This is a genomic window from Flavobacterium sp. (genome assembly GCF_050696275.1).
Classification (GTDB): Bacteria; Bacteroidota; Bacteroidia; order Flavobacteriales; family Flavobacteriaceae; genus Flavobacterium.
The window spans coordinates 49,740-63,675 of record NZ_JBOGUT010000026.1; the positions used below are offsets into that span (position 1 = coordinate 49,740).

A 13,936-nucleotide genomic window follows, 5' to 3' on the forward strand; every position below is an offset into this window, starting at 1 on the left:
TAGTTTATTTAACAGATTTAATCACTTTTACAGACTCGGTTTTGACATCTGTTCTGACTTTAATGATATAGATTCCTTCAGAATAGTTGCTCAGATTAACCGGTACGGTTCTGCTGTTGATGTCAAACTCCAGCAAAGTACGTCCGCTGATATCTATCAAAGAGGCGGTACCCTCCTTAAAATCATAACCAATGATGATGTTGGTATAGGTGGATGCAGGATTGGGAATAGCCTCAATACTGGCTTTTACTTTTTCAACCTTTGTTTTGTCTTTTAGTTTCACTACCCAGAAATCATTGCCTCCAATGCTGCCGTTTCGGTCTCTTGATGCAGCCGAGTTAGAAGTTCCGGCCATCAGATAACCACCGTCTCTGGTCTCGATTAACTTTCTGAGGATATCTTCTCCGGCACTACCTACAGTTTTGTTCCAGATTTCTTCTCCTTTGTCGTCTATTTTCATGGCGATATAGTCGTTGATACCTTCTTTTTCTTTGCTGACTAAGTTCGCGGCTTTTGCTACTATCCCTTCACCTGGGCGTCTGCTTTCGCTTTGTGCATAACCGCCGATCAAATAACTTTGGTCTTTGTTTTCTACCAATGAGGTTAGGATGTCCGTTTTTCCAAAATCATAGGTTTTACTCCATAAAACACCTCCGTCTTTATCGAGTTTCAAAATCCAGTAGTCAGTTCCATTGCTTACAATTCCTCCCATAGTAGTTAAAGCATTTTTACTATTGGAATTTCCTCCTGCGATATAACCGCCATCGATAGTTTGGTGGATGACATAAGGCTGATCGTCACCCTCACCGCCATAAGTACTTTGCCACTGGATTTCGCCGGTATCTGTTATTTTGATGATCCAAAAATCTCCTACTCCTTTATTGTTTTCTGTTTTATCACCTGAAACCGGAGAGTTAGAATAACCCGCCAAAATATAGCCATTGTCTGAGGTTTGTTCCATGCTTCTCAGTACGTCAGCATAAACTCCTCCATAGGTCTTTTGCCATTCCACATCACCTTGTTTGTCCAGTTTGACAATCCAATAGTCCATATTACCACGGCTTTTTTCTGATTTGTTAAACTGATCTACTTTTGTGGTTGGTTTGGAAATTCCGTTTGGTGCAGCAAGTGCATTACCCGAAGGATCTGAGCTCGATGAGCCTCCTAACATATAACCTCCATCTTTGGTTTGAAAAGCACATAAGAGTTCATCTTTCCCTGCACCTCCAATAGTTCTTTGCCATTGTTCAGTACCTGAAGCATCTAATTTTATCACCCAAAAATCAGTGATCCCTTTGCAGTATTCCTTTTTTTGAAAGCCTCTTCCTGAACTTGAAGTCCCGGCAAGAATAAATCCGCCATCTCTGGTGTTTTTAATACTCTGAAGCAAATCAAACCCCCTTCCTCCAATGCTTTTCTGCCAGACCAAATCTCCTTTTTCACTCATTTTCCAGATCCAGTAATCCAGATCCCCATGATTGTCGTCGTCTTTATTTCCGGTTTTGTTAGACAAGGAACTGCCCGCCAGAATAAAGCCATAATCGGCCGTGGGCTGGGCGTCAAACAGGTAATCGGCATGTTGTCCGCCATATGATTTTTCCCAGAGAATGTCTTGGGAATAGGTAAAAAGGGGCAACGTAAATAAGAATAACAGGTAACGTTTTTTCATAAACACTATAGTTGCATTTTTTTTGCGCGCGCAAAACTATAGGACTGAGCCCCTTTATCTTTACGTGTTTCCACATTTTCCCTTCTTTTATATAGAAAACAGGTATTTATACCTGTTTTCTATATAATCATATTCTTACTAAAATAACATTTAAATAATTATTAGAATTCATGTTTTTATAAGTGTATGAGGCAAACAATTGTACTCACTTTACAAATGCTTTTTAGAGAGGCTTCTTGCAGAAGTTTAGAATACCTGCATATTAATTGTCAAACTTTATTAGTTTAGTCCAACATAATTCTGAATATATAAACAAAAAGTAGAGTAAAAAACAAATTAGTTTGTTCTAACTTAGCCATCTTTTTGTTTGCACATCCTTTTCGATTTAAGGCATTAAAAAATAAAAAAAACAGCCTTTGGGCTGTTTTAATTTTTATGCGATATTAATATCTGATTTTCTATAAATTTTAGATGCAATAATTAACCACCAACACATCTGATACATTACCTTCATTTTTTGCATTTTCTTTTAACCGCATTTTTCTCATAGCCAGTCTAAAACGTTCTGGTACTAAAGCAGGTTTGGTACTAAATTAAGCGCATTATTCGGATTTGTAAAATCATCCAAATGCAAAACCATTTTCCATTAAGCCTATTGCCCAAATCTGTTGTAGTAACTGGTATGAAGTGGCTTTTTCATTTTACTTCGCTCCAATATTTTTCCATCAACGGAATTCTTTCCGTTGCTTTTTTTGCATTCCGATCGTATATATTTCCGAAATTAAAAAAAGATTTTTTATCATATCTGAACCAACTTCCTTTGCCGTTATCTTCATTTTCTGAATTTGGATATATTCTCTTTCTTTGATTTAGGTGATGAGCAGTTAACTTTTTAAGTTCTGTAATTCCCCCCCAAGAGGCCACATATTCTTTGCCTTTATGATTTGCAAGTTCAATGACAAATCCACCTCCATCTCTATCAAATTGGAAGGTTATCAAGTTAGTAATATCATTTTCGGTTCTTCTAAAATGAGGAAAACTTCCCTTGAAATTTAATTTTCTTAACTCAGGGACGAAAAGCTTATTTAATGAATTTATCATTTGATTTCTTTCTGCACTCATTTTGTTTCAAGTTTGCCCATAACGTTCTGGCGCTTGGTTGGGGATTAAAGAGGCGAGATTTTTCTGTTAAACACAAATTTTCAAAATACAAAACCAACTTTAAATTCAGCCTAAAACCCCAATCTTGCCAAGCATCTATGTAAAAGCATAACTTAGAGTTACCAAAAACGAAGATTATGCAATTACAAGATGCCTTAATTAAACCAAAGATATTCATTGGTTTAGATATTCACAAAAAAAGCTGGACAGTTTCTATTCAAACAGATTTGTTTTTTCACAAAACCTATTCTATGCCATCTATTGCAGAGGATTTGTATCAGTATGTGGAACGAACATTTCCTGATTATGATGTAGATTTAGTTTACGAGGCAGGTTGTTGTGGGTTTTCCGTAGCTCGTTATTTTTTAAATTTAGGTTGGACTGTTTTGGTTGTGAATCCCGCCGATGTAAAGACAGGAGACAAAGAGCGATATCAAAAAACGGATGCTTTAGATTCGAAGAACTTGTCTAACCAATTAAAAGTAGGAGTTCTCAAAGGAATTCATATTCCTACTGAAGAGCAGGAACAATTTATGACTTTGGCACGTCATAGAACTCAAGTCACCAAGAAACTACGACAAACCAAAACGCATATCAAGAGTATGTTGCTCTTTCACGGTATAAAAGTACCCGCTGAGTTCGATAATTCGAATTGGACTAAGGGTTTTATAGAATGGTTAGAAGAACTAAAATTCAGCACAGTTTGTGGCGATTTTGCCTTACAGGGCAAAATACGAATGTTCAAATTCATTAAATCAGAGTATTTAACAATTGCTAATCAAATGCGGGCGTATTGCAGAAAAAGTAATAAAAAAGATTATTATCTCTTGAAAAGTATTCCAGGAATAGGTGGTTATTTGGCGAGTGTAATCTTGGCAGAATGTGGTGATTTACGCCGATTTAATAATGAAAGTCAATTCAGTTCTTTCGTTGGATTAGTTCCTGGGATTTACAATAGTGGAGGAACGGAAAAATGTTTGGGAATAACCCCAAGAAGTCGTTCACAATTACGAAGCTATTTAGTAGAAGCTGCTTGGATAGCGATTAGAAAAGATGCAGAAATGCAGAATTATTATCGAAAACATCAAGGGAAAAACGTAAAAAGTATCATTATAAAAGTAGCCCATAAAATGGCAAGAAGAATATTATCAGTCATTAAAACCGAAACAGTGTATCAAACTAATCGAAATTTAGTTCCGACGACTGTCTAGAAAGCAAAATAAAACAAAAAACAACCATCTTAAAAAGCTCAACCATACAAGGAAAATAGACTACAAAACAGCCGTTGGTGGTTCTGAAAGAAGAAGCCACATCGCCAAGCAGGTAGCTATTTTATTTATTTATTCTTACAATCATATCGATGCTGGTGGCTGCCAAAAGCAGACCACATATAGGAGCGTGAGCCTTAAGATTTTTAAAAGATATACTATGAAATAAAAGGGATCTAGATTCTTAGCATTATTGAAAAAGTCAGAACAACTTTTTCAGTCCAAAGCCTTTGGCGGACAAAAAATTGTTCAACTTTTTCAACAAGCTATTGGAAAAGAATTTTATACTCGAAAAATAACCAACATATAACCCTCTTAAAAGTTGTGAATAACTTAACGATGCTTTACATAGGAACGGCTGTTGGCAGTAGTTTTTTTATTTAGTTGAATTTCGCCCATAGTTTAGGATAAGTTTTCGGTAATTCTTCTTCTTTCCAATCAACTCCTTTTGTTGGAGGTGCTCCAAAATCATAATCTAAACCTTTGCCAATTGCAATATCTCTAGGAAAATTTTCATCTTCATCTTTCTTTCCCGTTTTTATTTTAAATGCATTTGTTGCAACATACATTAACTCTTCAAAATAAGCTTCTTCGCCTTGATTTATGTTTTCTGATAAAAACTCGGGATTTTTTAGAGTTTCAGTATATATTTTTTCTCCTTTTCCAATTAGCCAACAACGGAAATATAAATAACTATCATCTGAAACATATCCTTCAATAATTTTTTGCGCTCCCATTATTTTATAATCATCCGCTTCAATAATTAATTGCCTAAAAATCAATTCAAATTCAATAATTTGTTCAGGTTTGTATGTTGCTAATTTTTCAATAATAACTTTTTCCTTTTCTGATTTGTTTTCATTGGATTTTGCTATTGAATATTCTATTATTTTCCAAAATTCAGTTTTATCCATTTTATCATTTTTTACAAATTCTTTTATTTCGGACTTGTCCACTTTTTCAGAATTGTTTTTTTTCGTCTTTCCACACGAAATAAATGTTGTTATTAAAATTGCAAAAAGTATGTAGTTTTTCATTCGATTTTTTTCTCTGCGGTAAAATTACTGCCAACTTATTTATATGTGTGACAGAACCACACAAAGTCAACCAAATTTGGGTAGATATGTATGATAAATTTCACACATTATTTATTTTCAAATATATAATTTTTTCACTACAAACCATCAAAAGGATTTTAAATTTGATTAATGCTTTTTGGTACTTATATGAGTGGCTATACAAACAAAAAGCAGAGAAAAATTAAGATGCCCATGCTAAAATATTGTAATAATCCAAGATAATCTGGTTAGATATTTGAATGCTTCCCGCTACTAAGAGAAACCCATCAACATTTTGATGGGTTTTTTCATTTTTACTACCTTCCAAACTCCCTTTTATTGTTGGGATTAATGCAAAAACAACATTCACTTTTTTGGTTAGATATTCCCTACTTTTAGGCTTAATGGACAACCCGTCAGGAAACACCAAATTTTGTATTCTAATCTTATTCTCCACATCACCGTTTCTCCAGCATTTACTCATGTTTTCAAGCACATTCAATGATTTATTTATGAATATTTCGTGGTTAGATATTTTAAGTTCTGCTATCGCTAATTTTTCGTTATTTTCCATCAATTCAACTTTAAATTCAGCCTTGAATTTGTTGTAAGTTTCATCTAGAAATGATGGATTATTGATATATCTTGACTCCAAATTCGTCATTTTTTGCTCAATTTCCTTTTTTCGGCTGTGCAATGAAGTAACTTCAGCGACACCATTTCTATTCAAACTATTAAAAATCTTCATTAACTGCAACTTGAAGACCTCAACAAGTTCGCTCTTTAGCGAGTATTTAACCAACAAATCAGCAAACAAATCATTAAGTCCCGCCTCGCCTGATTTTTTGGTTGTAAACGCGTTAAAACTAGCGTTTTTACATTGTTGGCATTTGTAATAATGTAAAGATTTTTTCTTTACTTCATAACCCGTCAGCATGCACCCGCAATCACATTTGACAAATCCCGTAAGCGGTCTATTTGGATTTATTTTCGACTTTGAAAACTCCTTTTTATTTTGAGGAAGATTTTCATTTAGCATAATTTGAACCTTCCAAAAATCATCTTCAGAAACCATAGCTTCCCAGTTTCCTTTCCTTGGCTCATCTAGTAACGCATTAACCGAAACACCACAATAAAATGGTCTTCTCCACATATCCGACAAAACCTGTTTAGTAATATTAACTCCCAAATTCATTAGCCTTTGTCTTATCAAATAATCTCTTTCACCTGCAAGCTTCCATTTCCAAGCATTAATTAAATGCTTTCCATCCTCGGTTATTAAGATTTCTTGTTTGGCTTGCATACGGGAAAAATCACTTACTTTTCGACCACGTAATTCATAACCTCTTGGTGGCTTTCCTAACCAACCGCCTGAAGCAAGCAAAGCCCTCATACCTGGCAATGTCTTCTGTAACCTTTCTAAATTTTCTTTTTTTGCTTCAAGTAATTTTCGATACACCTCTAACTTGTCTAACTCATTTTCAGTTGATAGTCCCGATGATGTTTCGATTAAATGAACTCCCATTTTCTCAATTAATTCTTGAACAATCCCAATTGCATTGCCACCAGTTCTCGAAAATCGATTTATAAATTTAATGGCAATTGCAAACGGTCTGTTTTTTGACTTTTTTACCTCATCCATAAGCCTGTTAAACTCTTTTCGAGTTAAATCTCCGCTAGCACTTTCATACGTACCACCAACTATTTGTTCCAGTACGTAATTATTCTTTAGCGCAAATTCGGTAATTTCATTTCTTTGCTCATCTAAACTAAAGTTTGTATACTGCTCCTTTGAACTTACTCTAGTATATCCCCAAATTTTCTTTGTCTTTGCAACCTCAATAGTTTTCTCTTTTTGAAAAACTTTAAATCTATCTAAACTCATATCTCATCATCTATTAAATTATATGTTATTATTGCCAGTTTTACCAAGCTATCAATTATTTCTTCACATTCTGAATCTGAAATCGTTTCAAATTCTTTAAATTTTCTTAACTCATTATTTGTTAATCTTATTTTTTCCTCATCAAATCCATTACCATACATAATTAGATTTTCCGCACTTTCTCATTTTTTTAAGTCGGGAGATTATTTTGTTGGGTGCATCATACCCAAAACCAATCATAAAATTTCTATGATTAGTGCATTAAAGCAACTTTTCAGTTCAAAAACGAAATAAGAATGCCCGTAAGAACTGAAAAGCACTTTTTAAATAATACTATTTGATTTGCTGAAACCACTTTTTAAGAACAAAGTGGAAAATTATGATACACCTAAACAGCCATGTCGTCCTCATGCGGATTTTGAGTAAGTCAAAAAAAAGTGCTGACCTAGCATCAGTTTTTACCTTTTTGTTGAACTACGCAATCTTACTATTAATTTCAATTGGTTGCAAGTTAATTTTGAAATACTTTCTCTATTGTACTGATTTTAAAAGCACTATGCAACCTTATACCTTTCAATGCTTTCAGGAAACTCCCTAATCTGTAAGGATTCTTCCCATTCCTCAATATTACCACCGTGACGGTCTTTCAAATCAAGCGTATTTGCCAAATGAGTTCCTAATTGTTTCACAAATACTTTCAAATTGGTTTTCCTTGAAATATCAATCAGTTTGGTAAACCATTCCAATTTGCATTCTCTGAAAAGGTATTTCCCAGTTTTATTACCACTTTCGCCACCAAGGATAATCCAATGGAAATATTCGCTTAGAATTTCAGCATAATCTTCAAGATTCAACTCTCCAATTAAAGGCTCTGCTGAAATAAATCTTATTCTCGCAGGGACTTTTGAAAGCGTTTCAATCCTGTGTTTTTCAGCATCGCTTTCCACGCTTACACCAATCCAAACATTTGGATAACCATCACCCCAATCATCGGGAAGACACTCAAGGATTCTTTCTGGACGCTTGGTCAAAATTTGATAGGTATGCTGTGGAGTATCTTTGATGATTTTCCAAGCTTCAGTTCTCCAATCATCAGCATCTTTAATAAACCAATCCGACCAACTACAAGTAAAAATCAATTGTGGTTCTTGCCACTTCAAAGGCTGATTAAACATTGTTTTGGATTTAAGCACGGTTGTTGGGTTTTGACCGTAACGTTCTTTATCCCTGAACATATAGCAAAATTTACAACCTGCACTTACTTTTGTGCAACCATGCCAAGGATTCCAAGTTGGTCCAGTCCACTGGATTTTTGATAGCTCTACTTTATCTTTTGTGATTTTTTTCATAATATTTATTTTTAAGTGTTTGACAAATTTTTGGGCATAGAAATGCACCCTCGGATATTGCACCGAATTGATAATCTGATATTTAAATGTGTATTTTTGAGTTCTGTTACTTAGCTGTGCAACTAACTCTTTTTAATTAATACCTCACTTTAGCTATTAGTGAGGCGAAAATTTTCTTGCAAGAACTTTTTCTTTTTGGATTTCCTTTTACAAAGATATGGTAGTGAAACGAGACTAAAAAATGGGTGAAAATGCACAATTATTGAATTCTCAGTCACTTTTTTGAATTTTTCGCAACTTTTTCATAACTAACTAACAATCAGTAATTTATTTTTTATTGAATTGTTTTATTTACCCTTTTTTCTCTTTTTTTGAAAACTTTGCAAAAAACAATTAAAAATCGACTGAATTTTTATGAATTTTTTTTGGGCTATACGACTGAAAAGCAGTCAATTAGTTCAAATTAAATAATTTACTGTATTTGCATACCATTTATACGCTCAAATAGAGGTTACTGATTTCAGTTTCACGAATTCCAAGGTAAATTTTGGTTGTTGTTACCGATGCATGGTTGAATAATTGAGACAATAATAATAATAAGGCTTGGTCGCTGTACTTATTCACTTCCCATATTCTACGCCCCAAAGTCTTGCGCATGAAGTGCGAGCTGTACTGTCCTTTTATCTTATAGGTAGTGAATATATCTTTTAGCTTTGAATTCACATACTGGGTGCTGAACGATTTGTCACCGAATCGGTTTACGAACATCAAATCATTTTCTTTGGCTTCCAACTGAGTGAACAACCTTTTAAGAATAGTTTGCAATTCTGGGTTGATGGTTACTTTACGAACCTTTTTGGTTTTCTTCTCGGTGATGGTAAAATAATCCTGACCCAAAACCTGATTCCAACGCAATTGAAGCAAATCGGAAATTCGCAAACCTACATATGAACCTGTCGCAATAAGTAGCGCAAATTTATGCTCATTGTCCCGCTCCAATTTTAAAACTAAAGATTGCATCTTTTCCCACTCTAAAAAATCACTTGTTGTTTTTTGTCCTTTTAATGCCATAATTCTGATTTTAAGTTTCACTTTTATTGCTTTCCGTTAGTAAGTGAAATGGGGCGTTTTACCAACCTCTGTAAACCATTGATTTTGCTAGGTTTACGCTTCAACATTCACTTATTATCAAAAGTGAAACAAATGTCCAGGTCTATTTTGGATTATCCTAGAGAAATCCTGGATTTCCTGGGCTTGCGAGGTTTTGAGTCATTTTTAGGCATAAAAAAAACGAAGCGTTAACTTCGTTCTTTTTTTGATTGAAACAATTGTGAAAACTCTGCAAGTTCTTCGTCCGTGAAATTCGCAACCTCAAATGTAATTGGATATTTCGGGTCTTCCGTTTCCAGTAATTTTTTTAGCTGTGAAAGTGTGAGTATTATTTTCATGTTCTCTTTACATATAAATATCTGGTTGAATCGGTTTCTGAAAAAAATTTCTGAAAAATTTCTGAAAAATTTTTTCGAGGCAATCCGAACCTATTGATATGTAATGGAATATTTGCCTAAAGGAGGGTAATAACTCAAAAAGCTGTTTCCTTTCCAAATTGTTTTATTTACTGGACGTGAGGCAGGGGCTGACACAGCGGGGGTGGCTATCCTGCGTTTTGGGTTTCATAGCGCAAACGTGCGAATCGGATGCGCTATGGGAGCAATAAAAACTGGTTTAATGTCTTTTGAGTACGCAAATTAAGGTCTTCCTTCATAAATTTTATTTGTCATTTCATTATTCTTATAGTACTCCCTATGAGTAATACGCATTTCAAATTTTTCAGCTAGCTCTGGCTTTGCAACCCAATCATAATATATCCATTCGCCTTCTTTCTTCCCATTAACATATTTCCCTTCGTGTGTTTTATGTTTCCAATGGCTGTCATGATAATAAATTGATAAACCATTTAGCTGACCATTTTTAAACATTTCTTTGCTAATTAAATCACTGTAAGGACTAAAACTTAAACGCTCACCGTTTTCAACTCCATTGACAAAAGTTTTTGATACATTGCCCATATTGCTATAAAACGTCACGGCCCCATTTCTTGGTTTTCCATTCTTATCAACCTCGATGTATTCGCTTTCCAAAACAGGTATTTTAGTCGTTCTCTTGGATTCACCTTTAACACATCGGATTGAATAGCCACATCCTGCATCGTACACCCCGGCTCCAGGCCCCGAAACAAAAGTATTATCAATATGTAATTCACTAGGAAATAAATTAGATTTAGTGCCATTTAGGGTTTTGTTCCAAAAATTTTCAGACGACCACCAACGACCAGCCTCATTCATATCATGGAAGCCGCCAGCTTCACTTCGATACCCGCCAAGCAATGCATGAAATGAATCTGAATCTTTTGATTTAAGCTTTTGAGATGCCATTGCGCTTTTTTCGTTGCTTGAATGTTGATACATATTATAGTAACCCAGCAACACCCAAAACTCATTATCACTCGGTATGAAATAACCTTCGGGTGCTAACCCTCTTTCATCCATAACGGCATACCAATTATATAATTTACCGTATGCTGTTCCATTTGATGGGTTATTGTCATAATAACAATACGCTGGCAGATGAAGCTTTCCAGCCCTTTCCCAATCTTTATTGGTTTTTGCATGGAAAATGGTGTCGCCATTTTTGAACGTGCTTACATCCAAATTTCTCGAAGTCCAATCCAATCCACCAATTTGAACCGTCTCTGATGAATTAGTTGAATTACCATCGAAGGCGGTACTTTCAACAACTGGTCGTGGTTTTTGGAAAGGTTCATCAATAGTATTGTCATTGCTATTTTTACAGTTTATAAAAAGCGAAGTGATAATTATTAAAGCTGATACTTTTAAGAGGTATGTTTTCATAAATAAAATAATTTGTATCACAAATATATAAAAACGGGTACATTCAACCTGATAAATATAAGCGTATTTTACTACCACCTCAAATATAACTTGGTCATGTATTAATACTTCAGTATATGACCGCACGAAAATCAGATATTCCAGAATCAGTAAAAATTATTGGTGCTAATATCAAAGCCATAATCAAAGAGAAAAAGCTCAAAGTGAGACACGTTGCACATGATGCTGACCTAGATATTGAAAATTTTAGAAAGTACATGGCTGGAACGCAAATAATGGGAGTTGATAAGTTAGCACGAATCACAAAAGCGCTAAATGTTGAAATATCTGCGCTATTTGATGGCATATAATATCAATTTATTTTCTACTTCGGATTTTCTTCCTGCATTACCAGTTACCATTAAAATCTAGTATCAATTATTATCCACTTATAATTATTTATTTAGTTTCTTTCATTATTATCTTCATTTATTTATTTCCATACTTTCATCATATATGTTACTTAAATAATAGTAATAAGAATAGTGTATAATACTAGTAATATAAGGTAATACAGAAGTATTATCCCTATATGTAGTATGCGCAATTTGCGCTAATCCAAAACTGACGCTCAAAAATAATTACAGGTTTTTTAAAATTAGTTGCTCAAACCACTTGACTATCTGTGGACAGGTTAGTATATTTAATAAAAAGCAATAATTGAGAGAAAAACTCATTAAAACCTTGGTTGCTGGGTGGTCATGTCCCCAGCTTCTCTTACCAAGTAAAAGACCAAGAGCACCATAACATCCTGCGGGATGACCGAGAATAAGAGAATACCAATGATTAATGAAGATTTTATCGCATTTACAGGCGATACTGGAGATTTTGAATTGCTCCACAAAGATTATGAGTTAGCTGAATTAGCGCAACTTTTCCCAAATGTAAATTCAATCCTGATTCCGAGAAAAGCGGAATACAATCTAAAAAAATACGTTTCCAAATCACTTTTACGAGAAATTGACCCCAATATTGATATAGCGGTGGAAAAATGCCTGTTGGTGCTATCTAATCTCAGCAGTACCATTTATGTTGAAAATAACGAAGATGAAGAAAACAGGTGGAAGCATTTAAGCTCTGAAATACTGCACCAGCAAACTAAAAACAACAGCAACACGTATGTCTATCCGAGAATAATTGAAGCGTTGGTAGCTGGCACGAAAACTGGAGCAATGATAGAAGTGGATAAAGATTATATTCCTAGCGAATATTCCAGAAGATACAGGATACCAAACAGCTACTTTAAAGCAGGTTTAACCGAGTATTTTATCAAAGATATTGGAATTATCCAAAACAGAAATAGAATGTATTACGAGCAGTTAAACAAAGCGTTTGATAATCCAATCTGTGCCAATCTGCTAAAGATTTATCCGATGATTAAGCTACCGAGTTCCGAAGAACTGCTAGTCATTGGAAAGCAACTTGTAAAAGATGGTTACACTACCAAAAAAGGCAAGCGATTGACCATGCGAAATAAGCATAAAAACGATTATTGGGCTGATTCAGAAAACAGGAGCTTTGTGGAAAACAACATCGAGCTGTTTGAGTTTTTAATCAATCGGGGGTTTATGGTTCCTTCTGTTGGCGATGAACGAAGTGGTGGACGCGTGGTGGATTCATTTACGCTAATGCCAGCTTGGATTCGCAATGAAATAATTATCAACGGTAAAAAGTTATCCGAATGTGATTATGTTGCATTACACCCTAATATTGCCATTCATTTGTACAATGGCAAAATAGCTTATCTAACACATGATAAAGTAGCTGAACTGTCTGGAATAGGCTCAAAAGACGTGAAAATTGAGCATTTGAGTTTCTTCAATAAAAAATGGTACGGAATGACGGAATCACCGCTTTTTGATTACTATTCAAAGAATGAAACTACCATGCTGGAGAACATTTATAAGGACAAAAAAGCCAATGGTTATAAAATTACTTCAAAGAAAATGTTTGCGGTTGAAGTGGAAATAATGACCGATGTAATCAAATATCTTAATTCGGTCGGTGTATATGTTCTGTACGTTTACGATGCGTTGTTATGTGAGGAAAAAGACCAAGCGATGGTGATGGAAACAATGAACCGAATTATACTGGAGCATGGGGTTAAAACCACTATTAAAGATACAAGCGCAAAAATCGATGTTGAATGCGCTATTGTCGAAAATGAAATCCAAGAACAAGAAATCGGAGTGGTAGAAGCAGAGAAACAAATAAAATATGATTTGGATGAAATAGTAAATCTATATGAAGTATTACCTAAATTATCATTTACTGCTGACGATACGATTGATATTATATCAGGCATTAACCGTTCCAAAATTGAAATGAATGTTTTGGTTAAATACATCGGCAAACTGAATAAAGAGCAAAGGTATAATGATTATAATGGTGTCCCGATTACAGCTGATACCATTTCAAAATTAAAGGACATGATTGTCAGATAAAAACAATAAATCCTAACCCGGGAATGCACTGCCCCCAAAAAGTTAGACACTATTTGGGGGTATTTTTATGGAAAGAAAAGTCAAGTATAATTTTGCATTAAAGCTTGAATGTGTAAAATTAGTTGTTGAACAACATCATTCATGCGAAGTT

12 protein-coding genes are annotated in these 13,936 nt (G+C 34.5%); 3 read left to right on the plus strand and 9 right to left on the minus strand.

Features of this window, described 5'->3' with window-relative positions; translation table 11 throughout:
* Window positions 1-4: 4 nt before the first annotated feature.
* Both ACRDEC_RS13085 and ACRDEC_RS13090 read right to left on the minus strand, forming a co-directional pair.
* Window positions 5-1,669 (minus strand): T9SS type A sorting domain-containing protein, encoded by a 1,665-nt coding sequence (locus tag ACRDEC_RS13085; protein WP_431498805.1) that lies wholly within the window; start codon window positions 1,667-1,669, stop codon window positions 5-7.
* Window positions 1,670-2,365: 696 nt separating this feature from the next.
* On the minus strand, window positions 2,366-2,791 hold the full coding sequence (locus ACRDEC_RS13090; RefSeq protein ID WP_431498806.1) for a DUF4304 domain-containing protein: 426 nt from the start codon (window positions 2,789-2,791) through the stop codon (window positions 2,366-2,368).
* Between the two features lie 176 nt (window positions 2,792-2,967).
* Here ACRDEC_RS13090 and ACRDEC_RS13095 point away from each other — a divergent pair, with 176 nt between their 5' ends.
* On the plus strand, window positions 2,968-4,041 hold the full coding sequence (locus ACRDEC_RS13095; RefSeq protein ID WP_431498807.1) for an IS110 family transposase: 1,074 nt from the start codon (window positions 2,968-2,970) through the stop codon (window positions 4,039-4,041).
* 437 nt (window positions 4,042-4,478) lie between these two features.
* Here ACRDEC_RS13095 and ACRDEC_RS13100 read toward each other — a convergent pair whose 3' ends face one another.
* The 7 genes from ACRDEC_RS13100 to ACRDEC_RS13130 form a co-directional block, all read right to left on the minus strand.
* Entirely contained in the window at window positions 4,479-5,135 is a 657-nt protein-coding gene (locus ACRDEC_RS13100) for a DUF4240 domain-containing protein (protein WP_431498808.1), read from the minus strand.
* Between the two features lie 223 nt (window positions 5,136-5,358).
* A complete protein-coding gene (locus ACRDEC_RS13105) occupies window positions 5,359-7,041 on the minus strand; it encodes a recombinase family protein (RefSeq protein WP_431498809.1) in 1,683 nt (560 codons plus the stop codon).
* Window positions 7,038-7,202, minus strand: coding sequence for a hypothetical protein (locus ACRDEC_RS13110; protein ID WP_431498810.1), 165 nt, complete (start codon window positions 7,200-7,202; stop codon window positions 7,038-7,040). Before ACRDEC_RS13110 ends, ACRDEC_RS13105 begins: the two co-directional genes overlap by 4 nt.
* 393 nt (window positions 7,203-7,595) lie before the next feature.
* A complete protein-coding gene (locus ACRDEC_RS13115) occupies window positions 7,596-8,390 on the minus strand; it encodes a DUF5131 family protein (protein ID WP_431498811.1) in 795 nt (264 codons plus the stop codon).
* Window positions 8,391-8,882: 492 nt separating this feature from the next.
* Window positions 8,883-9,461 (minus strand): tyrosine-type recombinase/integrase, encoded by a 579-nt coding sequence (locus tag ACRDEC_RS13120; RefSeq protein ID WP_431498812.1) that lies wholly within the window; start codon window positions 9,459-9,461, stop codon window positions 8,883-8,885.
* A 227-nt stretch (window positions 9,462-9,688) separates the two neighbouring features.
* Entirely contained in the window at window positions 9,689-9,838 is a 150-nt protein-coding gene (locus ACRDEC_RS13125; protein WP_431498813.1) for a hypothetical protein, read from the minus strand.
* Window positions 9,839-10,138: 300 nt separating this feature from the next.
* Window positions 10,139-11,302: an FISUMP domain-containing protein gene (locus ACRDEC_RS13130; RefSeq protein ID WP_431498814.1), complete on the minus strand. Its 1,164-nt coding sequence runs from the start codon at window positions 11,300-11,302 to the stop codon at window positions 10,139-10,141.
* A 116-nt stretch (window positions 11,303-11,418) separates the two neighbouring features.
* Between ACRDEC_RS13130 and ACRDEC_RS13135 the strand changes: the two genes are divergently transcribed.
* A complete protein-coding gene (locus ACRDEC_RS13135) occupies window positions 11,419-11,652 on the plus strand; it encodes a helix-turn-helix domain-containing protein (RefSeq protein ID WP_431498815.1) in 234 nt (77 codons plus the stop codon).
* Window positions 11,653-12,099: 447 nt separating this feature from the next.
* Window positions 12,100-13,785, plus strand: coding sequence for a hypothetical protein (locus tag ACRDEC_RS13140; RefSeq protein ID WP_431498816.1), 1,686 nt, complete (start codon window positions 12,100-12,102; stop codon window positions 13,783-13,785).
* The last annotated feature ends 151 nt before the right edge of the window (window positions 13,786-13,936 follow it).